Origin of the sequence: Sinorhizobium sp. FG01 (genome assembly GCF_002531875.1) — a bacterium.
Taxonomy (GTDB): Bacteria; Pseudomonadota; Alphaproteobacteria; order Rhizobiales; family Rhizobiaceae; genus Sinorhizobium; species Sinorhizobium fredii_C.
Genome location: NZ_NWTB01000008.1, coordinates 174,195 through 201,036, shown reverse-complemented (window position 1 = coordinate 201,036; position 26,842 = coordinate 174,195). Strand labels below are relative to the sequence as shown.

Below are 26,842 nucleotides of genomic sequence, written 5' to 3'. Positions count from 1 at the left end.
CCGCGGGTTTCGAAGGAGGGCATTTCATGATCGGGCTGGCAATCGGGGTCGCCGTGATCCTGTACCTGGTGTTCGTCTACAACGGCCTCGTCAAGGCGCGGCAGATGGCGGAAGAGGCCTGGTCCGGCATCGACGTGCAGTTGAAGCGCCGCGCCGACCTCATCCCCAACCTGATCGAGACGGTGAAGGGCTATGCGGCACACGAGAAGACGACGCTCGAGGAAGTCGTCGCCCTGCGCAACCGGGCCCAGGCTGTCCCCGAGGGCGATGTCGCCGCGCGAGCGGCAGCCGAGGGGGCGCTCTCGCAGGCGCTCGGCCGTGTCTTTGCGCTCGCAGAAGCCTATCCGGATCTGAAGGCGAATGAGAACTTCGCCGAGCTACAGGGCTCGCTGGAAACGATCGAAGGCGAGATCCAGATGTCGCGCCGCTATTACAATGGTGCCGCCCGGGACCTCAACGTCAAGGTCGAAAGCTTCCCGTCCAACCTGATCGCCAGCGCTTTCCGCTTTGCCAAGGCCAGCTATTTCGAGATCACCAACGAAGCGGATCGCGCCGTGCCGTCGGTCAAGTTTTGAGACGGTCCGGAAGAGGAAATCCCGATGAAGCGGCTTCTGGCGGCGCTTTCTTTCGTGCTTATCGTGCTCGCCGCATCGTGCCCGGCTGCGGCGGAAGAGATCATCTCGTCCTATCATTCGGTCATCGACGTCGCCAAGGACGGCACCCTCACGGTGACCGAAACGATAACCGCGAATGTCGAGGGCAAACAGATCCGCCGCGGCATCTATCGTGACTTTCCGCTAACCTTTATCGACCCGAACGGCCGCCGCGTCCGGGCGGATTTCAAGCTCGTATCCGTCGAACGTGATGGCGAGCAGGAGGAGTACCGGACCGAATCGATCAGCGACGGCATCCGCATCTATACCGGCAATGCCGAGGTCTTCCTGCCGCGCGGCGAGCATATATTTCAGATCACCTATGAGACCGGCCGCCAGATACGCTTCTTCAACGATCACGACGAGCTCTACTGGAACGTCACCGGTACCGGATGGGCCTTCCCGATCGAGGAGGCGACCGCCACCGTGACTCTGCCGGATGGCGTCGTGGCCCAGGCGCTCGACGTCTTTACCGGCGGCTACGGCGCCACCGGCAAGGACGCGCGCGCGGTCGAGGAGGGAGGCGAGGTCTTCTTTGCCACCACGCGCAGGCTTCGACCGCAGGAGGGCCTGACCATCGCGATCAAGCTGCCGAAGGGCAGCATCGACCAGCCGAGTGCCTCCCAGCAGAACATCTGGTGGCTGCGCGACCACCTGGCGCTTGTCATCGCCGGCGCCGGCCTTGTCGTCGTGAGCCTCTATTACGGGCGGGCCTGGCTGCGCGTCGGGCGCGATCCCGCCCGCGGCGTGATGGTTCCGCGCTGGGATCCGCCGGACGGCATTTCGCCGGCCCTCGTCAATTACATCGACAACAAGGGATTTTCCGGCGAGGGCTGGACGGCGCTCTCGGCTGCGGTGCTCGACCTGGCGGTGAAGGGATATGTCGTCCTCGACGATCTGAAGAGTGCCATCGTCGTCTCGGCGACGGGCAAGAGCGGCGGTGAAAAGCTCCCGGCGGGCGAGGCGGCGCTGATGAAGGCGGTCAAGGCGGCCGGCGGCACGCTCAAGATCGATCGGGCGAACGGCAAGGCGGTGGCAGCCGCCGGTTCCAGCTTCCGCAGCGCCATGGAGCGCGAGCACCGCGGCAAATACTACCGGGCCAATATCGGCTACATCATCGGTGGCGCGGTGCTTTCGATCGTTGCGCTGGCGGGGCTTTTCATCTTCGGCCACCTCAGCGAAGAGACCATTCCCTTTCTCATCGTCCCGGTGTTTTTCGCCGTGTTCGTCTCCGGTTTTGCCGTTTCGGTCGGCAAGTCCCTGAGGCGCGGAGCGAGCCTCATGCGGCGCATCCTGTCGATCGTCGCGCTGGCCTTCATCGGTTTCGTCCTGTTCGCCGTCTTTTCGAGCATTCTGGCGGTCCTCTTCATTTCGGCAACCGAACCGGACGACCTGCCGCTGTTTTTCGCGGTCGGCGGCATCGTGCTCGTCAACGGCCTCTTCTATTACCTGATGGGAGCGCCGACGCCGCTCGGCAGCCGGATGATGGACGGTATTGATGGGCTCCGGCAATATATGACGCTTGCCGAGCAGGATCGGCTGAACATGCAGGGCGCGCCGGAAATGTCGCCGCGGCATTTCGAGACGCTCTTGCCCTATGCTGTGGCGCTCGGCGTCGAGAAGCCATGGACCGAGACGTTCGATCGTTGGCTGCTGGCGGCAGCCGGAGGGGCGGCAGCCGCCGCCTACCAGCCGAGCTGGTATCAGGGCGATTCTTTCGGCCCCGGATCTTTCTCCGACACGATCGGCGGCTTCGCCGGCTCGATGGCTGATACCATGACGTCATCGCTGCCGCCTCCGCCCAAGAGTTCGTCATCCGGCTTCTCTTCCGGCGGCGGCTTTTCCGGCGGCGGCGGTGGTGGTGGCGGTGGCGGCGGCTGGTAGGAGGCCAATTTCCTCGCCGCACTTGATGACATTTTCGCCCCGGCTTGCTAAGTCGAGCCACCCACCGGAATAGAACAAAGTCTCGATTGATGCCCGATCTTCTTATTGAACTGCGCTCCGAAGAAATCCCTGCCCGCATGCAGCGCAAGGCGGCCGGCGACCTGAAGAAGCTCGTGACTGACGCACTGGTCGAGGCGGGCCTCACCTATGAGGGGGCACGCGAATATTGGACGCCGCGGCGGCTGACGCTCGACATCCGCGGCCTCAATGCGCGCTCCGCCGATGTCCGCGAGGAGCGCAAGGGGCCGCGCACCGACGCCAACGCGAAGGCGATCGAAGGCTTTCTGCGTGCCGCCGGCCTCTCCTCCATCAGCGAGGCCCATGTCCACAGCGATCCGAAGAAAGGCGAATTCTACGTCGCCCATATCGTCAAGCCGGGCCGCGACGCGGAAGACATCATCGCCGAGGTGATGCCCACGATCATTCGCGACTTCCCCTGGCCGAAGTCCATGCGCTCCGGTGCCGCCTCCGCGAGGCCGGGCAGCTTGCGCTGGGTGCGGCCCCTGCAATCGGTCATCTGCACCTTCGGGGCTGAAACCGAGGAGACAAGGGTCATTCCCTTCGAGGTCGACGGTATCGTCGCCTCGAACGTCACCTACGGCCACCGCTTTCACGCACCCGAGGCGATCACCGTGCGCCGCTTCGCCGACTATGCCGACAAGCTCGAAAAGGCGAAGGTCGTACTCGACGCCGAGCGCCGCAAGGAGATTATCGGTGCTGACGCGCGTAACGTCGCCTTTGCCAACGGGCTCGAATTGGTCGAGGACGAGGGCCTGCTTGAGGAAGTGGCAGGTCTCGTCGAATGGCCGAGGGTGCTGATGGGAAGCTTCGAGGAGAGCTATCTCGAGATTCCCTCCGAGATCATCCGGCTGACGATCAAGACCAATCAGAAATGTTTCGTGACCCGGCAGCCGGGCGCGGAAACGCTGTCGAACCGGTTCATCCTCGTTTCGAATATCGAGGCGAAGGACGGCGGCAGGGAAATCGTCCACGGCAACGGCAAGGTTGTGCGAGCGCGCCTCTCCGACGCGGCGCACTTCTGGAAACGCGACCAGGGCGATTTGCCGGATCTCGAGACGCTGAAGCCGTCCGCCGACAAATTCGGGCTCGATCTTCAGAAGCCGCTCGACCAGCGCATGGCCAAGCTCGACGCGCTGAACGTCACCTTCCATGCCAAGCTCGGAACGCAGGGCGAGCGCGTCCTCCGCATCCGTTCGATCGCCTTGGCGCTTGCCGAGGTCACCGGCGCCGACCAGGCTCTGGTGGCGCGCGCCGCCGTGCTTGCCAAGGCGGATCTGCGCACCGAGGCCGTCGGCGAGTTTCCCGAGCTGCAGGGCATCATGGGCCACAAATACGCGGTTCTGCAGGGCGAGGACGCGGCGGTCTCCAATGCGATCGAGGACCATTACAAGCCGCAAGGTCCCTCCGACCGGGTGCCGACCGATCCCGTGTCGGTGGCGGTTGCGCTTGCCGACAAGCTCGATACGCTCGTCGGCTTCTGGGCGATCGACGAGAAGCCGACCGGCTCGAAGGATCCCTATGCGCTGCGGCGTGCCGCACTCGGCGTCATCCGGCTCGTTCTCGAAGGCAAGGCGCGTCTGCCGCTGCTGCCGTTCTTCGACATCGCGCTGAAAGCCCAGAGGGCGCAGCGCCCCGATCTGGCCGGCGATATTGCCGCAGACCTTCTCGCCTTCTTCCATGATCGCCTGAAGGTCTATCTGCGCGATCTCGGGGCGCGCTACGACCTGATCGACGCGGTGTTGACGTCGGATGCGGACGACCTGTTGATGATCGCGCGCCGTGTCGAAGCACTCACTGCCTTCATCACGGCCGAGGAGGGCAGGAACCTGCTTGCCGGCACCAAGCGCGCCACGCAGATCCTCGCGGCCGAAGAGAAGAAGGGCACCGAAGTCGCAGACGCGGTGGACGAGAAACTTTTCAGCCTCGATGCGGAGCGGACCCTGCACGCTTCGATCAAGCTTGCCTCCGGCGATGCGCGCGAAGCGATCGTCAAGGAGGATTTCCGCTCCGCCATGGCGGCGCTCTCCAAATTGCGCGAGCCGGTCGATGTGTTTTTCAACGACGTGCTCGTCAATGACGAGGACAAGGCGATCCGTGCCAACCGGCTGGCGCTCCTGGGGCTGATCCGCTCGGCGACCGGCGAGGTTGCGGACTTTTCGAAGATTTCCGGATAGGTGCTTTCGGTTGGGCTGAGGTGCCTGTCGACAACCGACAGGCGCTTCCCTATCTGTGCAGGATGACGAACCACCATCCGAGCGCAGGTGCAGGTGCCATCGAGCCTCCGGACCTGAGCCGACGTGGCGACTGGATCGCCCTCGCCGAGGATGCGGTTCCCTTCGAGCGCATCGAAGCCTTCTTTGCCGGACGGGCCTACGAGCCGCACCGCCACGATACCTATGGCGTCGGCCAGACGCTTACAGGCGTTCAGAGTTTTCGTTATCGCGGCGCGGAGCGCACCAGCCTTCCCGGCGCAACGATGGTGCTGCATCCCGACGAATTGCATGACGGCCAGGCCGGTGCCGAGGAAGGATTCCGCTACCGGATGATCTATATCGAGCCGGCCGCCATCCAGGCGGTGCTCGGCGGCCGGCCGTTGCCGTTCATAAAAGGCGGCATCTCGTCCGATCCGCGCCTGTTCGCCGCGGTTCACGCTCTCTTGCCGGCGACGGACACCCGCATCGATGCCCTGGAGTTCGAAGACGGCCTCTTCGAGCTTGGCCATGCGCTCGAGGCGGCTGCGGGCGGCCATGCAAAGCCTGGCGTGGCGCTCGACTATGGCGCCGCCGAACGCGCGCGCGTCTACCTCCATGATCTGCCCGAGGGAAACGTAACGCTTGAGCGTCTGGAGGCGATCAGCGGCCGGGATCGCTGGGGACTCAGCCGTGACTTCCGCCGGCTGTTCGGGACGAGCCCTTATCGTTATCTGGTGCAGCGGCGCCTCGATGCGGTGAAGGCCGACCTCCGGCGCGGTGTCGGGGCGGCTGAGGCCGCCCTTGCTGCCGGATTTGCCGATCAGGCGCATATGAGCCGCCATTTCAAGAAGGCCTTCGGCGTCTCGCCGGGCCGTTGGCTGCGCATGGCGGGGCCGGCGCCTTTAGAAATCCCGCCGCGCACCTGATTCCTGCACGATCGTTCAAGACCCCGGTTGCCTGAACTGCTGTAGTCCCGGCCGAAACAGCCTGAGGAACGCAGCCATGACCCTATCCAGCACCTACGCGCCGATCAATTTTTCCGAGAAGCTCACGAAGTTCGCCGATCAGTGGCAGCCGCGCGTGATCGCCGAACTCAACGACTACCAGTTTAAGATCGTCCGTATCGAGGGCGATTTCATCTGGCACGATCATCCTGAAACCGACGAGGCCTTCATCGTTCTTGACGGCACGCTCCGGATCGACTTTCGCGACGGTTCGGTCACGCTCGGGGCGGGCGAAATGTACATCGTCCCCAAGGGCGTCGAGCACAAACCCTATGCGGCAAGTGAGGTGAAGATGCTGCTCATCGAGCCGAGGGGCACGGTAAACACCGGGCAGTCGGGCGCCGAACGCACCGCTGCGAATGATATGTGGATCTGAATGCGATGGTCCGTGACCTCGCGCTTCTTGCACTTGCGGCCTTGCCGCTGATGGGCAGCCCCGGCCCGGCGACGCTCAGCATCGCCGGCATGGCGGCGGCTCACGGTGTCGTCCGCAGCTTCCGCTATGCCGCCCGGCATCAATACCGGCACGATCGCTGTGGTCCTGCTGATCGCGACGGGAACGACTGTGATCGTCCTCGGGCTGCCGCGAATGAAGACGGCAACAATGGTTCTTGGCGGGCTCTACATGCTTTACCTTGCCTGGCGCATTGCGACCGCGCCGCCGGTCGGCTCCGGTGAGCAAGGATCGCACCGTCCCTCGTTACTCGGCGGCTTTGCACTGGCTATCGCCAACCCCAAGGCCTACGGGGCGATCGGCTCGCTCTATGTGGGAAGCCTTGTCGAAGCAGAGCAGGGGGCATACACGACCGCTGCAAAAGTCCTGGTCCTGGCGATCGTCGCGGTAACGGTGAACACGACCTGGCTTGCCTTCGGCGCGGCCATTGCAGCGGCTTTGCGGGATCCGCGGAAGGCGCGGATAGCCAACATCGTTTTTGCACTTCTGCTGCTTCTATCGCTTGCTCCGCTGCTGCTCAGCTCGCCCCTTGAGCGTTAGCACCCGGAGGTCTATGAACGCGCCATGACCGCCAAGATCCTCGTCAGCGCCTGTCTCATGGGCCATGCTGTGCGCTATGACGGCGCAGCGAAACCGCTCCGTCATCCGGCGATCGAGCAGTGGCGCGCGGAGGGGCGGCTCGTGACGCTCTGTCCCGAGATGTCGGCAGGCATGCCGGTTCCGCGCACGCCGGCGGAGATCGAGGCAGGCAGGAGCGGTGCGGCCATCCTTTCCGGCGCCGGGCGGGTTGTCGAAAAGACCGGCGGCGATGTCACCGAGGCGTTTCGCCATGGTGCGGAAAACGCGCTCGCCCTGGCGCTTGCCACCAACTGTCGCTTCGCACTGCTGATCGACGGCAGCCCGTCCTGCGGCTCCAGCTTCGTCTATGACGGCAGCTTCAGCGGCGCGCGCGTCAAAGGCGAGGGGGTCACCGCCGCACTGCTTCGCCAGAACGGCATCGAGGTCTTTTCCGACCGCGAAGTCGAGATGCTTGTCGAGAGACTTGCCGGTGAGGAATTGGCCGCCCCATAAAAGATTACGCCCCTGCTTCTCTCAGGGGCGCAACCTTTCGCCATTGCAGCGAAACGCCCGTCAGCCTGAATATTCCGGCCGATGGGGCAGGGAACTCTATGTATATGGTGTCAATCTAATCTAAGTTCGAAGGCCGACGGATCAAATTCTTGTGAACCGCTGGCCGCCATCGAGGCGCTGACCGGTTCGGCGTGCGACACGACCCCGACCGCGGCGGTCTTTGCCGTCCGGTCGATGTCGGCGACTGCGGCGACTGTGGGCGCGGGGGCCGTCTTCATGGACGCGGCCCTGATGACGTCCTCCGAGGCCTTGTTGACGAAGACGACCGGCGATCCTCCGAGCCAGGCTTCGGTGCGGAGCGCCTTCATTTCGCCATCGATCTCCTTGAGCTCGAGCTTGGCGGTACCGGGTGCCAGCTCCGGTACGACATAGGAGGCCTTCTTCTTGGGTTGCAGCGGCGGGCACTGCGCGCAGGAAATCGTCGCGACGCTGGAATTGACGGCCGCTCCGGAGGCTACGTCCTCGACCGACGACGCTGCCGCCGTGCCGGCGGCAAATGTCAGGGCGGCGGTGATCAGCAGTGAACGCATCGGTTTCTCCTCGAAAGTATCGAGGAGAAGAATACGAGTTCTCCCTTACCTTCCCGTCAGGAGAATTGGTAAAAATTGAATCACGCCGCGATCCCGGGCAATCACGCCTTCTCGCGTGCGAGCGCCCGCCAGCCGATGTCGCGGCGGTAGAAGCCGTTCTCCCAGGAAACGCTGTTCACGCCTGTATAGGCGGCGTTTTTTGCATCGCTGACTGTCCGTCCTAGCGCCGTGACGTTCAGCACGCGGCCCCCGGTCGCGACGAGGCGGCCGTCCTTGAGCGCAGTCCCCGCATGAAACACCCTTGTCGTGGCGGATGCCTCGGGCAGGGCCGCGATCGGCGTGTTCTTTTCATAGGCCCCCGGATAGCCGCGCGAGGCCATCACGACCGTCAAGGCCGCCTCGTCGTGCCATTCGGTCTCTTTGCCCGCGAGCGTTCCCGTCGCTGCCGCGTAGAGCAGTGGCAGGAGGTCGCTCTTCATGCGCATCATCAGCACCTGGCATTCCGGGTCGCCGAAGCGGACATTGTATTCGATGAGTTCCGGCCCCTTCGCCGTGATCATCAGGCCGGCGAAGAACACGCCCGTGAATGGATGCCCGCTTTCGGCCATGCCGCGCACGGTCGGCTCGATGATCTCCTTCATCGTCCGCTCGACCATCTCGGCCGTCATCACCGGAGCGGGCGAATAGGCGCCCATCCCGCCCGTGTTCGGTCCCGTATCGCCGTCGCCGACGCGCTTGTGATCCTGTGCCGAGGCAAGCGGCAGCACTGTCTCGCCGTCCGAGAGGCAAAAGAAGCTTGCCTCCTCGCCATCGAGATAGGCTTCGACGACGACCTCCGCCCCGGCGGAGCCGAAGGCGCCGGCGAAACACTCGTCGATGGCGGCGAGCGCCTCGTCGAGGGTCATCGCCACCGTGACACCCTTGCCGGCGGCGAGCCCGTCAGCCTTGATGACGATCGGAGCGCCCTGTTCGCGGACATAGGCCTTCGCGGGTTCGGCTTCGGTAAAGCGCCTATAGGCGCCGGTCGGGATCCCATACTTGGCACAAAGATCCTTGGTGAAGCCTTTGGAACCTTCGAGCTGGGCGGCAGCGGCAGAGGGGCCGAAGACGGCGATGTCGGCGGCACGGAGCACGTCCGCGAGGCCGGCGACGAGGGGGGCCTCCGGGCCGACCACCACAAAGTCGATCGCTTTCTCGCGGCAGAAGTCGACCACGGCTGCGTGGTCGTCGGTGTCGAGGGCGACGATCGTCGCCTCTTCGGCAATGCCGGGATTGCCGGGTGCCGCGTAAAGCGCGGTAAGCTGCGGCGACTGCGCGATTTTCCATGCAAGCGCGTGCTCGCGTCCGCCCGATCCGATCAGAAGAACCTTCATTGCCATCCCTGCCGTCAGCGCCTTGATGCGCTGCGGTTAGGACGCCGGGCGGGGCAAGGTCAAGGGAAAACCGGCGCTGCGCTCAAGATTCACCGGAGCGCTTCGCGGCTCGGGCTCCGGCGCGCGCTGCCGGACCGCTCGTCGGCGGGCCGGTCCTTGACGTGCTGCGCCGTCCGGGTCAGCGCCCAGATGGCCAGATCGTCGAGCGAGAGCGGCTTGCTGATCAGGTAGCCCTGGAAGCGGTCGCAGCCGGCTGCGGTGAGCATGGCGAGTTTTTCCGGCGTATCGACGCCTTCGCCGATCACTGCCATGTCCTTGGCATGGCAGAGTGCGATCACCGCCTTGAGCACGAAAAGGGAGTGCGAGGCCGTAAGGTTGGTCACCAGCGCCCGGTCCAGTTTGATCGTATCCGCGGCGTAGTCGATGATCTGTTGGATCGAGGTGTAGCCGGCACCGAAGTCGTCGATCGACAGGCGGAAGCCTTTGTGGCGCAGCTCGTCGATGTTCTGCCGGAGCTGATCGCTGATCTTGACTGCGAATGTCTCGGTGAGTTCGATGTCGATCGATCGCGTTTCCAGTTGATGGCGGGCTGCGCAATCCGACAGATAGTCGCCGAGCGCATGCGAATGCAGCTCCGCCGAAGAAATGTTGATCGCCACGACCGTGTCTTGCCCGAAAAGGGCCTTCAACTGTCGGCAGTCGGACATCGCCCTGTCGATCACCCACCAATCGATCTTGGTGAAAAGACCGGAGCTTTCGGCAATCGGGACGAATTCGTCGGGCGTCACGGCACCGAGGACGGGCGAGTTCCAGCGCAGCAGCGCCTCACAGCCGGTGACCTGGCCGCGTACGTTGACGATCGGCATGTAGACCAGATGGAATTGCTCGTCGGGATTGAGCCCCCGCAGTTCCTCCTGAATCTGGCGGAGCCGTGTACGCTTGTCGTGGAGCGCACGCGAGAAACGGGAGGAGCGATTCCTGCCGCCGGACTTCGCCTGGTACATGGCCGCATCTGCATTGGAGATCAATTCGGCGATGTTGGTCGCATCGTCCGGGCAGATCGCCACGCCGATGCTTGCCGTCACCGGATAGCGCTTTCCGGAAACTTCGAAGCCTCCGTCAAAGAGGGCCAGGATCGCGTCCGAGATCTCCCGGACGGTGCCTTTGCCGGGGTTCGACCGCACCAGAACCGCAAATTCGTCACCGGAAAGGCGGGCGAGGACCGCAGGCTCCAGCTGTCTCCGCCGGGTGATCGTCTCCACCGTTTGCCCAATTCGTCCAGCAAGCGTCTTGAGCAGGTCGTCGCCGACGTCGTGGCCGTGCTTGTCGTTGACGAACTTGAAATTGTCGATGTCGATGAACAGCAGGCTGCACTTCTCGCCGGAAGCGATCACTTGGTCGACGACGCCGGCCGCAAGCGTGTTGAAGCGACCGCGGTTGTTGATGCCGGTGAGCGTGTCGGCCCATGAGCTTTGCTGCACGAGACGCAGGGAATGGGCGGACTGGCTGTGAAGCTCGCGGATATTGTGTGTCAGCCGGCCGATCTCGCCCGCCTCGTCCATGTCCCTGATGTCGTCACGCTCGCCGGCCATGACCGCCGTGACGTCCGCATCGAGGCTTGCGATCGGTCCTGTGATGAAACGTCTGATCAACAGCACGATCAGGAAGATCGAAACTAGGCTCATGGCGAGAGCACCGCAAGCAAGCAGCACCTTTCGGCGCCACACTTGAGCCTCGAAATAGGCGTCCGGAACGACGATCGTGGCATAGAGCTGCGTCCCGAGCGGCGTGCTGGCTGAAAGCTTGTCCGTGGCGGCGAGCGGCCATGGCTGGAGAACGACGTCGGCCCCATACTCCTTCTTCAGAGCAGCCTGCATTGCCAGGAACCGGTCCGGCAGGATGGCGATCTGCATCAGCAATGCATTGGCCTTGTTGCTCGGCAAGGGACGACCAAAGGTGACCGGGTCGACAAAGAGGGAATAGACGATCCGTGGCCTGTCGCCGGTGGGCTCAAGATAGGTCAAGTCGCTGAGCCGCTTGCCGGCGATCAACCTCCTGGCAAGATCGCGCTGCGGCTCGTCGATATCGGCAAAGGGATCCCAACTATTCTCGTAATAGTAATCGGCCTCGTTTCGGGTGTTGAGGACGGCGAAGGAGATGTAGGCTATCGGGTCCTCCGACAGCGACTTGATGCTTTCCTGCAGGCGAGCCCCGAGCGCCGTGACGCGATATCGCTCGTCGGTCTCGGCGACGAACTGGTGCAGAACGTCTCCGTTCAGGAGCGCGTTGAGAAAACTCTTGCTGCGCTGAACCTCGTTCTGGAAAACCGCGGCTGCGTGCTCGAGCCGTTGGGAGAGCTTCGCCTTCTCCAGCGCCTGAATGGAGCGCTCCTGGGCAACATAGACCGATAGCGCTGCGAGGATGTAGCCGAGCAGCACGACGGGGAAGATGAGGAAAAGTGCGCGCTTGCTGAGGGTCACTGAAAATTCGCCAGAGTGCTGATGATGCGTCGGCGTGCCTGGACCGACGGGATGGAAAGTTCCTGCTGGTACTGGCTCTTCGCCAGGGTCGCGGCCGGCGGATAGATCTCCGGATCGGAGCGCATCGCTTCCGGCAGAATCTTCAACGCCGCGCTGCTCGTGGTCGGCATCGTCAAGGCAACGGCGTTGGCGGCGGCGCCTTCCGGCGAACCGATGAAGTCGAGGAACTCCAGGGCACGCTGCTTGCGAGGCGAACTGGCCATGACCGAAACACAGTCGAGCCAGGAAAGCGTCCCTTCCTTCGGGACCGAATAACGCCACAACCCGGGCGTGCCGACCTTGTCGTTGAGGACGTGCTGGTCGCCGCTGTAGCCGAGTGCCATATGGATCTCTTTGCCCGTCGCCTGGTCCTGAATGGCGGTGATGACATAATCGTAGGTCAGCACGGCCGGCGCCTGTGCCTTCAGAAGATCGAAGGCGGCCTTCAAGGTTCCCGTTTCGCTCGCATTGATGGATGCGCCGAGCAGCATCAGAGGCGGCACGAAGAGTTCGGTATGGTCGTCGAACATCGCGATGTGCTTCTTGAGCGACACTGCAGGCCGCATCATATCCTGCCAGGAGGTCGGCGCCTGTGCGATGACGTCGGAGCGATAGAGAATGCCGACCGTTCCAGAGAAATAGGGCAGTCCGCGTCCGGAGCAGCGATCGCGCCACTTGGGCGCATAGTCCTTGAGGGCGGGCAAATTTGCTTCATCAAGCAACTCGAGCACGCCCTTTTTGCCGAAAAGATGCGCACCGTTCTCATCGACGACGACAAGATCGACATTGTTGCTGGGATCCGCGAGGATCTCGTCGCGGGCATCGTCGCTGTCGAAATTGATCTGGCGGATTTCGACACCGGTCTCCTGCGTCCAGCGGTCGATCAGACCCTGGTCGATATAGGCTTCCCAGATCAGCAGGTTCAGCGTTTCGGCGCGGCTTGCGGCCGCGCAAAGCAACGTCGCCAGGAAGACGGATGTAGCCGCGCGCCTTCTCATTCCTTGGCCCCTCGCCCTTCAACCCCCACTGGCAGACGGTAACCGGCAATAATTTAGGAATGCTTACGGGCAGCGCGAGCCATGCATCTCTTCGCGGTGCGCCTATCGAGACGGTATTTTCGGCAGCAACACCGTGAAGATACCGAGCAGCGGCAGGTAGGAGCAGATCTTGTAGACGAATTCGATGCCATGGCTGTCGGCGAAGATGCCGAGCACCGCCGCACCCATGCCGCCGAAGCCGAAGGCAAAACCGAAGAAGACGCCGGCGATGAGCCCGACGCGGCCGGGAACGAGTTCCTGCGCGAAGACGACGATCGCAGAGAAGGCCGACGAAAAGACGAGGCCGATCACCACGCTGAGCACGCCCGTCCAGAACAGGTTCGCATAGGGCAGCATGAGCGCGAAGGGAATGACGCCGAGGATCGAGAGCCAGATGACGAAACGGGCACCGTAGCGGTCGCCGATCGGTCCGCCGAGGAAGGTCCCGGCCGCCGCGGATCCGAGGAAAAGGAACAGCATCAGTTGAGCCTGCTGCACGCTGGTGCCGAACTTTTCGATGACGAAGAAGGTGAAATAGCTGGAGACGCTGGCGAGATAGACGTTCTTGGTCGCCGTCAGCAGGACGAGGATCGCGACCGTCCAGAGGACCCGGGCCTTGGGCAGCGGCAGGGTCCGGCTCGGCGCCGCACGGCTCATGGTCGAGCGGCGATGCCGCACGTACCAGGTGCTGACCCAGGACAGCACGAAGAAGCCTGTTATGGCGACGATCGAGAACCAGCCGAGGCTGCCCTGGCCGAAGGGCAGGACGATGAAGGCGGCAAGGAGCGGGCCGAGCGCGCTGCCGGCATTGCCGCCGACCTGGAACAGCGATTGCGCCAGCCCGTGGCGACCACCCGAGGCAAGCCGCGCGACGCGCGACGATTCGGGATGGAAGATCGCAGAACCGACGCCGATGAGGCTCGCCGCGAGCAGCAGCATCCAGAAGTGATCGGCATGGGCGAGGAGGAGAAGGCCCGAACAGGTCGACAGCATGGCAGCCGGCAAGGTGTAGGGGAGGGCCCAGCGGTCGGTGACGATCCCGACCGCCGGCTGCAGCATAGAGGCAGTCACCTGGAACGTGAAGGTCAGGAGGCCGATCTGGACGAAATCCAGTGCGTAGTTGGCCTTGAGCAACGGATAGAGCGCGGTCAGCAGCGATTGCATGATGTCGTTCAGCATGTGGCAGAAGCTGACGGCAAGAATGACGGAGAAGGCCGTCTTTTCCGGATTGATGCTGCCAGCCGTGACCGAAGACATGAGGTGTTCCTTCCGCGTGGCTCGCTGCGGGAGCCTTTCCTCCATCTCTAGACGTCTTGCTGTTGGCCTGCTTTTGTGATTTGGTCGAATTCTTTCGCGAGTGGGCCAAATGCCGAAATACGACCGAGGACACCTGCCGGAACTACCGGACATGGATCACTTCAGGAGTCTGGAGTGGATAGAAATGGCGAATGCCCCGGTGGTGGCGATCGGCAAGGATTATGGCTGCGGGCTGGTCGTGCCTCCGCACAGCCACACGCGCACGCAGCTCTGGTGGGCCCGCTCCGGCGTGGTCCTCGTGCACACGGCTGACGGGCGATGGATGATCCCTCCCGGCCATGCCCTGCTCATTCCTTCTGGGATGGAGCACTCGGCCGAGATGGTCAGCGACGTTCGGATGCATTCCATCTATATCGCGGCGATGAGCCGGGCGCGCCGGCCTCTGGTGCTGGAGGTGTCGGCCTTGGCCGGCAGCCTCATCGACGAACTGGTCCGGATCGAGAACGAGACATTCTCCCAACGGCGGGAGCAGCTGATCGTCGAGCTGTTGCTCGAGGAAATACCGCGCCTCGCCGAGCGGCCGCTGGGCCTGCCCTTTCCGCAGGACCGTGCCCTTGCCGGCCTCTGTCGGAAATTCCTGGAGGCGCCTTCGGCGGCCGCCAATATCGATCAATGGGCCGACAGCATCGGCATCAGCCGACGTTCCTTCACGCGATTCTTCCGTCGCGAGACGGGCATCAGCTTCGTTACCTGGCGCCAGCAGGCCTGCATCTTCGCCTCGCTGCCGCGCATCGCCGACGGCGAGCCGATCACCACCGTCGCTCTCGATGCGGGCTATGAGAACGTCGCGGCCTTTACCACCATGTTTCGCCGCATGTTGGGTGCACCGCCGAGCCTTTACCTGCGCGCCCGTAATGCCTGACTGCAACGGATCATGCGGGCGCTTGACCGGCTTGCTCAGCGGGGCCAAACAGGGACCATGAACAGCTCATCCATCGATTCCGGCCGCGTGCACGATGCACCGTCGAAGAACTGGGTCTACCGCGTGCTGCCGCGGGTGCTTTGGCCTTATGCGCAGCTCGCCCGCTGGGACCGGCCGATCGGCTGGCAATTGCTGATGTGGCCATGCCTCTGGTCAGCGGCACTCGCGGCCGGCGCCGCAACCGCGCTCGGCAGTTTCTCCACGGCTCGCTTCCTCTTGCACGTCCTTCTGTTCATCGCCGGGGCGATCGCCATGCGCGGCGCCGGCTGCACCTATAACGACATCGTTGATCACGAGATCGATATGGAAGTGGCGCGCACCCGATCGCGGCCGCTGCCGTCCGGACGCGTGACGCGCGCCCAGGCGAAGGTCTTCATGGTGCTACAGGCGGTGGTGGGCCTCGTGATCCTGCTGCAGTTCAACGCCTTGACGATCATTCTCGGCATCGCCTCGCTGGGCCTGGTGGCAATCTATCCATTTGCCAAGCGCTTCACCGACTGGCCGCAATTCTTCCTCGGCCTGGCTTTTTCCTGGGGCGCCATCATGGGCTGGTCGGCGGAATTCGGCTCGCTGTCCTTCGCCGCCATCCTGCTCTACGCCGCGGCAATCGCCTGGACAATCGGCTATGACACGATCTACGCCTATCAGGACCGGGAGGATGATGCACTGATCGGCGTCCGCTCGACCGCACGCCGCTTCGGCGACAATCCGCGGCCCTGGCTGATAGGGCTTTACGCCTTGACCGTTCTCCTGATGGTTTTCGCATTCCTGGCGGCCGGCGCGGGATTCTTCGCCTATGCTGGACTGGTCGTAGCGGCCGTTATGCTCGCGTACCAGATCCTGGTGCTGAACATTCACGATCCTGAGCAGTGCCTGGCCCTCTTCAAGTTCAACAGCGTCGTCGGGCTGATCATCTTTGCCGGGCTGATGCTGGCGCTTCTCCTGCGTCTGATATGAAAAATCCTCCGGAAGGCCCGGAGGACATCTTGTTCAACGGATAGGGCGATCACGCCCAACTTGCTTCGGCGTCCGCCTTGCGCCGCTTGGCCGCGATGTGGGTACGAAGAGCGGCCCAAAGGGCGACGAGGGTGGCGAGCAGGTGCTTGCGCATCGGTATCTCCTTCATTCGTTGCCTTGGCTATGTGCCGCTTGTGGCATGATGAAGGCCGAGACCGCTGTATCCACCGTAACATTTGCCGCGGCCGCGTGTACGTTCTCCCGCGATAACATAAGCCGGCCGCAGGGATTGGCAGGCTTTTGCACTGGAGATGGAGATAGGCGGTCAGGACCGGGCGATGATCTCGCGGCCGTCGATTTTCATCTGCACGCCGAGCTTGCCGGTGGAGCGGCGCACGAGGAAGCGCGGCCGGCGCTCGGCAAAGAAGGAGTGGCGCCGGCGCGGCTTTACCGGCGCGGTGCGGATTTCGCCGAGATGTTCTTCCAGCGGCCGGGCGACACCATCAGCTTCGACCATCAGCATTGGGATGCGATAGGCATCCGCCCAGGCACGCCAGTCGGCCGCGATATCAGAAAGATCATGCGCGACGAGCAGCGGGATGCAAAGATCCGGATCGTCGTGATGAAGCTCGAGCGTCACAGTTACCTCCCCGTCGCCGTGGTCGATGGCCCGCGCTGCGACACCCTTGAAAGCTCGCGCAGGCAAGGCGATCGAAAGGGGCAGGCCGCTGGATGGTAGCACCTTGCGCAGGACAGCGCCACGCTGGTCGAGGCTGATGCTCACATTGCCCACATCGCCGCGTAGCACGTAGGTCGCCTGCTGCGGAAATCGCTTCGGATCGAGCCGCAGCGTATTTCCTACCCACGCCGGTTGAGAGAGTGTGTTGCGCATTTTCATTTCGCCCTTGTTTTCCTTGAGAGCCGGTTCCCGGTCTTCTTCTCGGGACGTTTTCGTCCTCTATGGGCTGGAGGATAGGCGGCCGCTCTTCCGGACGACTTAAAAATCGCGGTTAAAAAAACTTTGCGTCTCCCGATGGTTAGCAAAAGCCGAGGCGGCAAGGTTTCTCCTTCGTCAACGAAATCGCCGGGATTTTGCGGGTCGGCCGAAAAGCCACGCACAAGCCTTTTGATCCAGTTTCGGACGGAATAACCATCGGGGATGTCGCGTGCCGGCTGTCCCCGATCCTTGCTGGCGGGGCAGCGCGCATGGTTTCGACTTATCTCGACTACAATCTCATCGCGCGGGACATGAAGGTCAGCCTGAGCCGCGTCTCGGAGCAGACGGTCGTCGCGCGCGACACGCAATACTACAAGGACAACATCGGCAATGTGAGCTCGGTCGACGACTTCCTCGACGACTACCGGCTCTATTCCTACGCGATGACGGCATTTGGCCTCGGCGACATGATCGATTCGGTGGCCTTCATGCGAAAGGTGCTCGAAAGCGACCTCTCCGACACGAGCAGCTTCGCCAACAGCTTGACGGACGATCGCTATCGAGAATTCGCTCTCGCCTACAGCTTTAGCGGCGGGACCGCCGTGTCGCAGACCGAGGCACAGCTCGACGAGATCATCGGCCTCTACGATACGAGCATTCTCAACCTCGCGGAGACGCAGAAGGAGGAGACCCGCTACTACAACGTCATGATCGACAAGATCACCAGCGTCGATCAGCTCCTCAACAACGATCGGCTGAGAGCCTATATCTTCACGGCTTTCGGCATCGATGAGAGCACCTACTCCCGCCAGACGATCCGCAGCGTCCTCTCCAGCAGTTCCGGCGATGCGAGCAGCTACGAGAATACGGTGATTGCTCCCAAGCTTACTGAACTCGAGACCGCCAAGGCAGCGGCGGAAGCACAGTTGGCCGCGGGAGACCTCACCGACGAGGAAGAGGCGGAGCTCGAGAGCAAGGTAACGACCTACACGAATTCCATTGCCACGCTGAACAACTATCTCGACCTTGCAGCTGCCTTCGACTTTGGTTCCGATGGCACGGTGAGCGCGGGTGCGGCGCAGACCGACGAAAACAAGCTTGCCGTCAACGACCTCTATGTCTCCAGCAATTCCCGCGTTACCTCACAGGCGGCGCTGCTGAACAAGGCCTATTTCGAGGAGACGATCGCGAGTATCACGTCCGTCGATGAGCTCATCGCGGATACACGCCTTTACAATTACATCAGGACCGCTTTCGACCTCGACGAGGTGACGATCGTTTCCGCAACCATCAAGAACATCCTGACGAGTGATCCGGATGATCCGGAGAGCTATGTCAACACGATCGGCGACCGCGACGAGAACTACCTGGCGCTCGCCAATGCCTTCAATTTCCAGGAGGACGGCACGCTGGCTGACGGCGACAGCGCGCAGACCGCCACCCAGACGACGCTCACCTCCAACCGTTACATGACCCGCTATAATGACAAGGACGACGAAGCGGACGAGAAGGCGGTCAGTGCCTACAAGGCCGCGGTCTCCGGCATGACGTCCGTCGACGATTTCATCGTAACCGCCTCGATCTATGATTTCGCCTTGCAGGCCGTCGGCCTCGATCCCGACACGGAGAGCACCCGCACCATCCAGCGCGTCCTGACCAGCGACCTCACCGATCCGAAGAGCTTTGTCTACACGCTCACGGACGAGCGATACGTGACCCTTGCCAAACTGTTCAACTTTACGACACAGGGCGAGGTCGGTGCACCGGCACTGGCTCAATCGGAAACGCAAATCCAGGAAACCGCGAAGAACTACATTGTCATCAAGTCCCGTTTTGGGTCGGATGAGGACAAGACCAAGGCCCAAGAGGAGAGCGAATATTATACGGCCGGGGTCGCCAAACTTTCCTCCCTCGACGCGTTCCTGGCCGACGAGCGTCTCGTCACCATCGCGCTCGAGGCGAACGGCATCGACCCCGAGGGCGTGGCGGCCGATTTCCTCCGCAACATCTTCGCCTCCGACATCGATGATCCGGGCAGCTTCATCAACGAACAGGAAAATTCCGCCGCCTATATCTCGCTCGTGACCTCCTTCAATTTCGACAGCGAAGGTGACGTGCTACGCGAGGAAAGGGAAAGCATCGTCACACGCCACGGGCTTTACGAAACGCTTGATCAATATCTGCACCAGACGCTCGAAGAACAGGCGGGCGAAAGCAATGAAGGCGTTCGCCTGGCACTCTATTTCGAGCGCAAGGCCGGCACGATTGTCGACGCCTACGACCTCCTCGCCGACGACGCGCTCGCCGAGGTGTTCCGCACGATCTTCAGCCTGCCCGACGAGTTCAGCACCATGGACATCGATCAGCAGGCGAAGATCGTCGAAAAGAATCTCGATCTCGAGAAACTCAGCGATCCGGTCGAACTGAAGAAGCTGCTGGCGCGCTTTGCCGTGCTTTACGATCTGGAAAACAACACCGAGCTCGATCCGGCCGTCTCGGTGCTCACGAGCAGCGGCAGCAGCGTCGGCATCAGCGCCGACACGCTCTATACCTTGTCGCAGCTCAGGATGGGCGGATAGCGCCGCCTCAATCAATCCTGCCGCAGCACCTTGTCCGGGTTCATGATTCCGGCCGGATCGAAGGCATGCTTGATCCGCCGCATTAGCTCGATCTCGATCGGCGCGCGGATGGCCGCAAGTTCGTCGCGCTTCAACTGGCCGATGCCGTGTTCGGCCGAGATCGATCCGTTATATTTCAGCACAATGGCGTGAACGATCGCGTTCACTTCGTGCCAGCGGGCCAGAAAGGCCTCGCGGTCCGCGCCGACCGGCTGGGTAATGTTGTAGTGGATGTTGCCGTCGCCCATATGGCCGAAGGCGCAGATGCGTGCGTTGGGGATTGCCGTGATGACCGCCGCATCCGCTTCCGCCATGAAGGCGGGAATGCTCGACACCGGTACCGACACGTCATGCTTGATCGAGCCGCCCTCGGGTTTCTGCGCCGGAGACATGCTCTCGCGCATGTGCCACAGCGCCTTTCGCTGCGCTTCGCTCTGGGCGATGACGGCATTCTCGATGAGACCCTCCTCTGCACCTGCTTCGAGCAGGCTTTGCACCATCTGCTCCGAACTCTCGGCCGAGTCGGAGGTGGAGATATCGATCAGCGCATACCAGGGATGACTTGTTTCCATCGGGTCGCGAACGCCCGGTATGTGGCGGGTGGTGAACTCGATGCCGAGCCTCGGCATCAGTTCGAAGCCGGTCAAGGCGGGACCGCAGAGGCTCGATGCCCGCTCGAAGAGTCCGATCGCGTCTTCGACGCTTGCGAGCCCGGCAAAGGCGACCTGATGGCCGCGCGGCTTCGGGAAGAGCCTTAGGACGGCGCCGGTGATGACCCCGAGCGTCCCTTCGGCGCCGATGAACAGATCGCGTAGGTCGTAGCCGGTATTGTCCTTCTTGAGGCGTCGGAGACCGTCCCAGATTTCGCCGGTCGGGAGCACGACTTCCAGCCCCATGCAGAGCTGTCGCATGTTGCCATAGGCAAGCACGGCGGTGCCGCCGGCATTGGTGGAAAGATTGCCGCCGATCCGCGCCGATCCTTCGGAGCCAAGCGACAGCGGAAACAGCCGGTCGACGTCGTCCGCCGCCTTCTGAATGTCTGCGAGAATGCAGCCGGCGTCGGCGACGATCACATTGCCGACCGGGTCGATGTCGCGGATGCGGTTCAGCCGCTCAAGGGAAAGCACCACATCGGCCTTTCCCTCGCGCGGGATCTGGCCGGCCACGTGGCCGGTGTTTCCGCCCTGGGGCACGATCGCCGTCTGGCTCTGGCTGGCGAGCCGCAGGATGCGCGAGACTTCATCGACCGAGGCGGGCTTCAGCACGAGCGGTGTCGTGCCGCGGTAAAGCCCGCGCGATTCGACGAGATAGGGCGCCGTCTCCGCCGGTCCGGTCAGCGCATGGCCGGGGCCGACGATGTCGGTGAACGAGGCGATCAGTTCGGGAGAAGGGATTGCTGTGCTCATGACCTGCCTGCGATTTATATTGCCGAAACAGCCGGACCACACAGGTCTCGCGCTTCCGGTCAGATCCTCGGGGCTGCGGCCCGTTCGAGCCGGTCGATGATCGCTTCGCCAAGGCCTTCGCCCGGGATCGGCCCGAAAGCGATGGTTCGAGCGCCGCTCGCATCTGCCTTTTTCATATAGTCGAAAAGATTGGCGGCCGCTTCCCTGAGATTGCCCGTTGGGCTGAGGTCGAGGACGATCGCCGCGCTGCCTTCGCCAGGCAGCGCCTTGCCGCCGAAGCGGATCAGCGCCTCTCCCGTGTGGACGTCCGTCGCATTGAGCCGCACCGCGGCACCCGGCGCATAATGCGAGGCGAGCATGCCGGGAGCTTCGATCGTCGCGCCGGCCGCTTCCGGCCGCTCAACGGGAAGGCCGGCGAGCGCCTCGATCTCGGCCGCATCGAGACCCCCCGGCCGAAGCAGCCGCAGCCGGCCGTCTTCGACCTTGATGATCGTCGATTCGAGGCCGATTTCCGCCGGGCCGGCATCGAGGATCAGCTTCAGCTTCGCACCGAGATCCGCCTCCACATGGGCCGCGCTGGTCGGACTGATCTTGCCCGACGTATTGGCGCTCGGCGCCGCCAGCGGGCGCCCAAAATGTGAGATCACCCGCCGGGAAAAACCTTCAGGCATGCGGATCCCGAGCGTGTCGAGGCCGGCCGAGGCAAGCGCGTGCACGGTGCTTTCGGGTCGCTGAGTGAGAATCAGCGTCAGCGGCCCCGGCCAGAAGGCTTCCGCGAGGCGTCGGGAGATGGGGTCGAATATCACATGCGCTTCGGCCATTCCCATGTCCGAGACGTGGCAGATCAGCGGATTGAAACGCGGCCGGCCCTTCATCTCGTAGATGCGGCTGATCGCATCGGCACTCGTTGCGTCTGCTGCAAGGCCGTAGACGGTTTCCGTCGGGATCGCCACGGGCTCACCTTCGGAAAGCACCGCGCAGGCCGTTTCGATCGCCCGATCCGGTTCGCTGCGCGTATCGATGATTTCGGCCATGGCGGTTCTGGTCCTTTCCGTCGCTTCCTTAACGGAGGAGGAGGGAAAACAGAACGATTTTCTTTGTCGTTGACCGGCGTCAGAGGCTGCGAATGATCCGCCGCAGCGCTTCGTCGCGTGCGCCGAGCATCAGGACGTTCTTGAGCGCCACCTTCGGGTCCTGCGTCCGGAAGATCAGGCCGTTGCCCCGAACATTTCGATCGAGGACCATCCGCCCCTCTTCGGTGCCGGGTTGAATGGCCACGGCGAAATACATGCGCGAGTAGCTTGTCTGTATGCGTTCGAAGAAGTGCGCCTCGTCGCCGAGGTCGGAGAAGAAGTTGGCAAAGTAGAACGCCCAGGTGACGTCTCGCGATCGAGCGAGATGAGTCCGCGCCGCGGTGACATGGCAATAGCCGAGGTGGGGACTGTCGGCGAGGGTCCTGTGGAAGATCATCTTCGGGAACTGGATCGAGGCATGAAAGCCGTTGATCCGCCTGTGTGTCGTCTCTCCCGCCGCCTGTAATCTCTGTCCGGTTCTCTCTGCCACTTCCTCATGCGTCATGTAGCGGCGCTGTTCGGGCAACCACGGCCGGCGCCGCTCGATTCGGCCCGTGCGCAGGAACTCTGTATGGCCGCCCGCCGTTTTCGGCGCCGGCGCCTGCGGTTTGCCTGAGGCGTCGTAATATCTGATTTTTGCCATCGACCTCTGCGTCACTTGTCGCTGAACGGACTGAACCGTCAGCGAACGCTAAATCACTATGGTTAATAGAGTATTTCGGGCGCCCGCGCATCGCTTTATGTCGCAAAATGGCCCGTGATCTTCGCGGCCTGGATGCCGCTGCAAAAAAAAGCGCCATTTGCCGAAAAATGTATCTATCACATTGTTTATTATAGAAGATGTCACAGGACTTCCAACGCGCGCGCATCGAAAATCTTTGTCGTCTTTCTGGAATGGAATGTCGCGCACCGGCAATTGCCGAGCCTGTCTGGCCGCTTAGATTCGAATTGCTCAAGGTGCCGCTTCTTCGCAGGGAGGGGCGGAGAATTGGGAAGCCGGTCAAATCCCGGCGCTGCCCCCGCAACGGTGGTGGAGTGAACCCCCGGCATAAGGCCACTGGACAATCGTCCGGGAAGGCGCCGGGCAGGGCCCTCGGGCCGCTCCAGAGCCCGGAAACCAGCCTTGAGGAAAACGACCGTAACTGGTTGCGGCGGGCAGCCGGATCGGAGCCAAGGCGCACGGCATCTCTCCGGCGCGGTTCCTGTCCTGCCTGCCCGAAACAGGGCTAACGAGGACATGGGCATGGACATCCAGAACGAAATGCTGCGCAAGCTGAAGACCCGCCGCGAGGGCTACAGCCTCGATCGGGCCTTCTACATCGACCCGGACTATTACCGTCAGGACCTGGAGAATATCTGGTACAAAGACTGGCTATTCGTCGGCCACGACTGCGAAATCCCGCGTCCCGGCAATTACTTCACGCTGCAGGTCGGCGACTATCCGATCGTCATCGTGCGCGATCGCCAGGGGGCGGTCCGAGCGCTGCACAATTCCTGCCGCCACCGCGGCTCGCGCGTTTGCACCCAGCACAAGGGATCCTCGGCCAAGCTCGTTTGTCCCTATCACCAGTGGACCTACGAACTCGATGGCAGGCTGCTCTTCGCCCGGCAGATGCCGGAGGATTTCGATCCGGCCCAGCACAGCCTGAAGCCGGTCAATTGCGAAACGGTCGGCGGCTATATCTTCATCAGCCTTGCCGAGCGGCCCATGGATTTCCAGCCCTTCCGCGACACGGTTGCAGCCTATCTCGCGCCGCATCGCCTCGGCGAAACCAAGGTCGCCTATGAAAGCACCATCGTCGAGAAGGGCAATTGGAAGCTCGTCTGGGAGAACAACCGCGAGTGCTACCATTGCGCCGCCAACCATCCGGAACTCTGCCGGACCTATCCCGAGGCTCCGACTGTGACGGGCGTCCAGGGCGCCATGGACGATCCGGAAATCGGTGCCCATTGGGAGAGATGCGAGGCGGCGGGGCTGCCGAGCGCCTTCAAGATCGGGCCGACCGGCCAGTTCCGCATGACGAGGATGCCGCTGATCAACGGGGCGGAGAGCTATACGATGTCCGGCGAGAAGGCGGTCCGCAAGCAGCTTTCCGGCGACATAAGCGCGAACCGCATCGGCACGCTGCTGCTCTTCCATTACCCGACGACGTGGAACCACATCCTCGGCGACCATGCGATCACCTTCCGCGTGCTGCCGCTCGGGCCGGAACTGACGCAGGTCACGACGAAATGGCTCGTCAGCAAGGATGCGGTCGAAGGGGTCGACTATACCCTCGAAGACCTCACCCATGTCTGGACCGAGACCAACGACCAGGACCGGCAGATCGTCGAGGAAAACGCCTTCGGCATCCGCTCGCCGGCCTATGAGCCGGGTCCCTATTCGGCCGAACACGAGGGCGGGGTCATGCAGTTCGTCGACTGGTATTCGCGCTTCATGCAGGATCGCCTGCAGGGCAGCGCCGCTCCTCTGTCGCGGGTGGCATGACGATGGAAATGGCACGCTCCTTTCACCACTTCGACGAACTGCAGCCCTGGAAAGATCGCCAGTTCCTGCTCGAATGCATCTCCGCGGTCGGCGAGACCGCGGACGTGATGACCTTCACCTTCCGGTCCGACAGGCCGGCCTGGTTCCGCTACCTGCCCGGGCAGTTCGTGACGCTGGAACTCCCCGTCGGCGAGGAACCGGTGATGCGCACCTATACGCTATCGTCCTCGCCGTCCCGCCCGCTTTCCGTTGCGGTCACGGCCAAGGCGCAGTCGAACAGCATCGGCACGCGCTGGATGTTCGACAATCTCAGGCCTGGCATGACGTTGAAGGCGCTGGGGCCGCTCGGCGATTTCAGCTTCGTGCGCCATCCGGGCGAAAAATATCTGTTCGTCTCGGCAGGCTCCGGCATCACGCCGATGATGTCGATGACGCGCTGGATGGCGGATTGCGCGCCGGACACGGATGTGACCTTCATTTCCTGTGCCCGGCAGCCGGAGGATCTGCTGTTCAAGCCGGAGCTGGAGATCCTCGCCCGCCAGATGCCGCGTCTCAATCTCGGCTTCCTGGTGGAAGGACACGAAGCGCGTCACGGCTGGCACGGCCTGCGCGGCCGTATCGATGCGACGAAGCTGCCGCTGCTTGCACCGGACTTTCTGGAGCGAACGGTCTTCTGTTGCGGCCCCGAACCCTTCATGCGCGGGGTTCGGGAGATGCTGGAGGGGGCCGGTTTCGATATGGCCCGCTACCACCAGGAAAGCTTCCAGCCGGCGGCGGCGCCGGCGGCAGAGGAACTCGCCATCCGCGCCGGCTCGGCGGCCGGCGCTCAAGGCGAGGCGGCCCGGGTAACCTTCACCATGAGCGGCAAGGAAGTCTCGACCGTCCCCGGCCAGACGATCCTGCAGACAGCACGCGCCAACGGGGTCAGGATCGGTGCGGCCTGCGAGGGCGGCATCTGCGGCACGTGCCGCGTCTTGAAGATCGCCGGCGAAGTCGAGATGAACCACAATGGCGGTATTCTCGATGACGAAGTCGACGAGGGCTACATCCTCGCCTGCTGCTCGCGGCCTATCGGCGACGTTCAGATCGAAGCGTAGACAGCTACAGGCGCCGTCCGGCTTTTTCAGCGGCGCTCGGGCTGGTTGGGCAGGTGGGCCTCGGCGGCCTTCACGCTGATCGCACCGGTGACCGTTCCGTCGACGCCGGCGCCCGAGCCGCTCTCGGCCTCGGCACGGCTGATGAGCAGGGGTTCTGCGAGCGGGACGGTGGCCGCGGCGCTCGCCGCCGGCGCCTTGCCAATCTTCGCGGAGGCGATGACGGTGACGATCGGCGGCTTCTCCGGGAGCAGCGCGCCCTGCGGCCACACCTTCTTCAACTCTGAAACGGTCATTGCGGCGACGTTGACGTCGATGTCGTTGAGCGTCCCGGGCACGCGATAGGGGCAGCGCTTCTTTCCGCAATTATGCGACGACGAGAACTGCCACAGCGCATAGCGATCCCAGTTGCCCATCGGAAAGACGTTGCGAATGTCGGGCTTGTAGCGGGCATACCAGAGCGGCAGGCGGGAAAGCAGCCGATGCTGGGCGCGGTTGGCGGCGATCTGCTTCGCGGTGATGTGGTTGGTGTAGAGAATGGGGTATCGCCCGGTGCGGGCCTTGATATGGCCGGCAAAGATCGCGGCGTCCTCGAGTGACATGTAGTTCTCGGGATCGATACCCTCGAGGTCGAGAACCATCAATTCGTCCTCGCGCGGCGCCGCATAATCGAGGAAGTGGTTGGCCTGATCGACGGGATTGCCCGGGCGCGCCAGGTGATAGGCGCCCCAGAGCAGTCCATGGGAGCGGGCGATCATTCGGCGCGTCTGATAGAGTTCCCGGCTGACCGCATATTTTCGCCACATCGTCTTGCAATGGGCGACCGTGTCTCCGCCGTGATCGCCGGTGCAGCTGTAGCTTTCCGGAAGGCCGTCGGAGGCCTTCGCGATGAAGCCGGCGATGCGCTTGTCCTTCAGCATCGCTTCCCAGTCGATGCTGTTCAACTCGTAGGCGTCGACGATGATGGCGTTCTGCCGCGCTTTCCACGGTTCGACGTCTGCGGCGCGTGCGTTCGCCGCCGCAAAGGACAGGCCTACCAAGGCCGCCAGGCGCAAGATCATCCCCGAGATCGAGATTCCCCGCTTTTCCATTCTCTGAGATTGCCGACTTAGCGTTAAAGGGTCGTAAATCTCAGCCCCTCAGCCAATCTGCGCGAGAGCGCCGCTCCTGTA

At 63.0% G+C, this 26,842-nt stretch carries 22 protein-coding genes and 1 riboswitch; of the genes, 12 read left to right on the top strand and 10 right to left on the bottom strand.

Annotated features, from left to right (window positions below; all coding sequences use genetic code 11):
* Nucleotides 1–26: 26 nt before the first annotated feature.
* From CO656_RS15355 to CO656_RS15320, 7 genes are all read left to right on the top strand, one after another.
* Nucleotides 27–575 carry a LemA family protein gene (locus CO656_RS15355; RefSeq protein WP_097526321.1) on the top strand — a complete coding sequence of 183 codons (549 nt, stop codon included), beginning with the start codon at nucleotides 27–29 and terminating at the stop codon, nucleotides 573–575.
* 24 nt (nucleotides 576–599) lie between these two features.
* Complete coding sequence (locus CO656_RS15350) at nucleotides 600–2,537, top strand: DUF2207 domain-containing protein (protein ID WP_097526320.1); 1,938 nt, start codon at nucleotides 600–602, stop codon at nucleotides 2,535–2,537.
* Between the two features lie 89 nt (nucleotides 2,538–2,626).
* Nucleotides 2,627–4,792, top strand: coding sequence for a glycine--tRNA ligase subunit beta (gene glyS, locus CO656_RS15345; RefSeq protein WP_097526319.1), 2,166 nt, complete (start codon nucleotides 2,627–2,629; stop codon nucleotides 4,790–4,792).
* Nucleotides 4,793–4,812: 20 nt separating this feature from the next.
* A complete protein-coding gene (locus CO656_RS15340; RefSeq protein WP_234819780.1) occupies nucleotides 4,813–5,736 on the top strand; it encodes an AraC family transcriptional regulator in 924 nt (307 codons plus the stop codon).
* 76 nt (nucleotides 5,737–5,812) lie between these two features.
* Nucleotides 5,813–6,190: a cupin domain-containing protein gene (locus CO656_RS15335; RefSeq protein ID WP_097526318.1), complete on the top strand. Its 378-nt coding sequence runs from the start codon at nucleotides 5,813–5,815 to the stop codon at nucleotides 6,188–6,190.
* A gap of 105 nt (nucleotides 6,191–6,295) precedes the next feature.
* Nucleotides 6,296–6,808: a LysE family transporter gene (locus CO656_RS15325; RefSeq protein ID WP_234819779.1), complete on the top strand. Its 513-nt coding sequence runs from the start codon at nucleotides 6,296–6,298 to the stop codon at nucleotides 6,806–6,808.
* A gap of 24 nt (nucleotides 6,809–6,832) precedes the next feature.
* Nucleotides 6,833–7,339, top strand: a complete 507-nt coding sequence (locus tag CO656_RS15320) for a DUF523 domain-containing protein (protein ID WP_097526316.1) — start codon at nucleotides 6,833–6,835, stop codon at nucleotides 7,337–7,339.
* 110 nt (nucleotides 7,340–7,449) lie between these two features.
* Here the strand turns inward: CO656_RS15320 and CO656_RS15315 are convergent, their stop codons facing one another.
* The 5 genes from CO656_RS15315 to CO656_RS15295 all read right to left on the bottom strand — a co-directional run bounded on the left by CO656_RS15315 (nucleotide 7,450) and on the right by CO656_RS15295 (nucleotide 14,115).
* Nucleotides 7,450–7,929: a plant virulence effector HPE1-like domain-containing protein gene (locus CO656_RS15315; protein WP_097526315.1), complete on the bottom strand. Its 480-nt coding sequence runs from the start codon at nucleotides 7,927–7,929 to the stop codon at nucleotides 7,450–7,452.
* A 101-nt stretch (nucleotides 7,930–8,030) separates the two neighbouring features.
* Complete coding sequence (purD, locus tag CO656_RS15310; protein WP_097526314.1) at nucleotides 8,031–9,302, bottom strand: phosphoribosylamine--glycine ligase; 1,272 nt, start codon at nucleotides 9,300–9,302, stop codon at nucleotides 8,031–8,033.
* Nucleotides 9,303–9,391: 89 nt separating this feature from the next.
* A complete protein-coding gene (locus CO656_RS15305; RefSeq protein ID WP_097526313.1) occupies nucleotides 9,392–11,782 on the bottom strand; it encodes a bifunctional diguanylate cyclase/phosphodiesterase in 2,391 nt (796 codons plus the stop codon).
* Nucleotides 11,779–12,819, bottom strand: coding sequence for a spermidine/putrescine ABC transporter substrate-binding protein (locus CO656_RS15300; protein ID WP_037413331.1), 1,041 nt, complete (start codon nucleotides 12,817–12,819; stop codon nucleotides 11,779–11,781). The genes CO656_RS15305 and CO656_RS15300 overlap by 4 nt, the downstream gene beginning before the upstream one ends.
* 102 nt (nucleotides 12,820–12,921) lie before the next feature.
* The gene (locus CO656_RS15295) at nucleotides 12,922–14,115 is read right to left on the bottom strand and encodes an MFS transporter (RefSeq protein WP_097526386.1); all 1,194 of its coding nucleotides are present in this window, start codon (nucleotides 14,113–14,115) and stop codon (nucleotides 12,922–12,924) included.
* Between the two features lie 109 nt (nucleotides 14,116–14,224).
* Here CO656_RS15295 and CO656_RS15290 point away from each other — a divergent pair, with 109 nt between their 5' ends.
* Both CO656_RS15290 and ubiA read left to right on the top strand, forming a co-directional pair.
* On the top strand, nucleotides 14,225–15,037 hold the full coding sequence (locus tag CO656_RS15290; protein ID WP_097526312.1) for a helix-turn-helix transcriptional regulator: 813 nt from the start codon (nucleotides 14,225–14,227) through the stop codon (nucleotides 15,035–15,037).
* A 57-nt stretch (nucleotides 15,038–15,094) separates the two neighbouring features.
* Nucleotides 15,095–16,054 (top strand): 4-hydroxybenzoate octaprenyltransferase, encoded by a 960-nt coding sequence (gene ubiA / locus CO656_RS15285; protein WP_097526311.1) that lies wholly within the window; start codon nucleotides 15,095–15,097, stop codon nucleotides 16,052–16,054.
* Nucleotides 16,055–16,379: 325 nt separating this feature from the next.
* On the opposite strand, the gene CO656_RS15280 is transcribed toward ubiA, so the two are convergent.
* Nucleotides 16,380–16,946 (bottom strand): DUF6101 family protein, encoded by a 567-nt coding sequence (locus CO656_RS15280; protein WP_037413373.1) that lies wholly within the window; start codon nucleotides 16,944–16,946, stop codon nucleotides 16,380–16,382.
* Nucleotides 16,947–17,260: 314 nt separating this feature from the next.
* Between CO656_RS15280 and CO656_RS15275 the strand changes: the two genes are divergently transcribed.
* Nucleotides 17,261–19,570, top strand: coding sequence for a DUF1217 domain-containing protein (locus CO656_RS15275; protein WP_097526310.1), 2,310 nt, complete (start codon nucleotides 17,261–17,263; stop codon nucleotides 19,568–19,570).
* An 11-nt stretch (nucleotides 19,571–19,581) separates the two neighbouring features.
* Here CO656_RS15275 and CO656_RS15270 read toward each other — a convergent pair whose 3' ends face one another.
* The 3 genes from CO656_RS15270 to CO656_RS15260 all read right to left on the bottom strand — a co-directional run bounded on the left by CO656_RS15270 (nucleotide 19,582) and on the right by CO656_RS15260 (nucleotide 22,731).
* A complete protein-coding gene (locus CO656_RS15270) occupies nucleotides 19,582–21,015 on the bottom strand; it encodes an FAD-binding oxidoreductase (protein ID WP_097526385.1) in 1,434 nt (477 codons plus the stop codon).
* 59 nt (nucleotides 21,016–21,074) lie between these two features.
* Complete coding sequence (locus CO656_RS15265; protein ID WP_097526309.1) at nucleotides 21,075–22,049, bottom strand: L-threonylcarbamoyladenylate synthase; 975 nt, start codon at nucleotides 22,047–22,049, stop codon at nucleotides 21,075–21,077.
* A 79-nt stretch (nucleotides 22,050–22,128) separates the two neighbouring features.
* The gene (locus tag CO656_RS15260) at nucleotides 22,129–22,731 is read right to left on the bottom strand and encodes a DUF6656 family protein (protein WP_097526308.1); all 603 of its coding nucleotides are present in this window, start codon (nucleotides 22,729–22,731) and stop codon (nucleotides 22,129–22,131) included.
* A gap of 295 nt (nucleotides 22,732–23,026) precedes the next feature.
* Nucleotides 23,027–23,229, top strand: a riboswitch (cobalamin riboswitch).
* 102 nt (nucleotides 23,230–23,331) lie between these two features.
* Between CO656_RS15260 and CO656_RS15255 the strand changes: the two genes are divergently transcribed.
* Both CO656_RS15255 and CO656_RS15250 read left to right on the top strand, forming a co-directional pair.
* Nucleotides 23,332–24,576: an aromatic ring-hydroxylating dioxygenase subunit alpha gene (locus CO656_RS15255; RefSeq protein WP_037413339.1), complete on the top strand. Its 1,245-nt coding sequence runs from the start codon at nucleotides 23,332–23,334 to the stop codon at nucleotides 24,574–24,576.
* Nucleotides 24,573–25,673 carry a hybrid-cluster NAD(P)-dependent oxidoreductase gene (locus tag CO656_RS15250; protein WP_179864773.1) on the top strand — a complete coding sequence of 367 codons (1,101 nt, stop codon included), beginning with the start codon at nucleotides 24,573–24,575 and terminating at the stop codon, nucleotides 25,671–25,673. Before CO656_RS15255 ends, CO656_RS15250 begins: the two co-directional genes overlap by 4 nt.
* Nucleotides 25,674–25,699: 26 nt before the next feature.
* Here CO656_RS15250 and CO656_RS15245 read toward each other — a convergent pair whose 3' ends face one another.
* A complete protein-coding gene (locus tag CO656_RS15245; RefSeq protein ID WP_179864772.1) occupies nucleotides 25,700–26,761 on the bottom strand; it encodes a glycoside hydrolase family 25 protein in 1,062 nt (353 codons plus the stop codon).
* Nucleotides 26,762–26,842: the final 81 nt, after the last annotated feature.

Coding starts and splice junctions, on each gene's coding strand:
- CO656_RS15260 (WP_097526308.1), bottom strand. CDS start 22,731: ATGGCAAAAATCAGATATTACGACGCCTCAGGCAAACCGCAGGCGCCG.
- CO656_RS15255 (WP_037413339.1), top strand. CDS start 23,332: ATGGACATCCAGAACGAAATGCTGCGCAAGCTGAAGACCCGCCGCGAG.
- CO656_RS15320 (WP_097526316.1), top strand. CDS start 6,833: ATGACCGCCAAGATCCTCGTCAGCGCCTGTCTCATGGGCCATGCTGTG.
- CO656_RS15270 (WP_097526385.1), bottom strand. CDS start 21,015: ATGAGCACAGCAATCCCTTCTCCCGAACTGATCGCCTCGTTCACCGAC.
- CO656_RS15350 (WP_097526320.1), top strand. CDS start 600: ATGAAGCGGCTTCTGGCGGCGCTTTCTTTCGTGCTTATCGTGCTCGCC.
- CO656_RS15315 (WP_097526315.1), bottom strand. CDS start 7,929: ATGCGTTCACTGCTGATCACCGCCGCCCTGACATTTGCCGCCGGCACG.
- CO656_RS15300 (WP_037413331.1), bottom strand. CDS start 12,819: ATGAGAAGGCGCGCGGCTACATCCGTCTTCCTGGCGACGTTGCTTTGC.
- CO656_RS15245 (WP_179864772.1), bottom strand. CDS start 26,761: ATGGAAAAGCGGGGAATCTCGATCTCGGGGATGATCTTGCGCCTGGCG.
- CO656_RS15275 (WP_097526310.1), top strand. CDS start 17,261: ATGGTTTCGACTTATCTCGACTACAATCTCATCGCGCGGGACATGAAG.
- ubiA (WP_097526311.1), top strand. CDS start 15,095: ATGAACAGCTCATCCATCGATTCCGGCCGCGTGCACGATGCACCGTCG.
- CO656_RS15335 (WP_097526318.1), top strand. CDS start 5,813: ATGACCCTATCCAGCACCTACGCGCCGATCAATTTTTCCGAGAAGCTC.
- CO656_RS15290 (WP_097526312.1), top strand. CDS start 14,225: ATGCCGAAATACGACCGAGGACACCTGCCGGAACTACCGGACATGGAT.
- CO656_RS15295 (WP_097526386.1), bottom strand. CDS start 14,115: ATGTCTTCGGTCACGGCTGGCAGCATCAATCCGGAAAAGACGGCCTTC.
- glyS (WP_097526319.1), top strand. CDS start 2,627: ATGCCCGATCTTCTTATTGAACTGCGCTCCGAAGAAATCCCTGCCCGC.
- purD (WP_097526314.1), bottom strand. CDS start 9,302: ATGAAGGTTCTTCTGATCGGATCGGGCGGACGCGAGCACGCGCTTGCA.
- CO656_RS15355 (WP_097526321.1), top strand. CDS start 27: ATGATCGGGCTGGCAATCGGGGTCGCCGTGATCCTGTACCTGGTGTTC.
- CO656_RS15250 (WP_179864773.1), top strand. CDS start 24,573: ATGACGATGGAAATGGCACGCTCCTTTCACCACTTCGACGAACTGCAG.
- CO656_RS15280 (WP_037413373.1), bottom strand. CDS start 16,946: ATGCGCAACACACTCTCTCAACCGGCGTGGGTAGGAAATACGCTGCGG.
- CO656_RS15265 (WP_097526309.1), bottom strand. CDS start 22,049: ATGGCCGAAATCATCGATACGCGCAGCGAACCGGATCGGGCGATCGAA.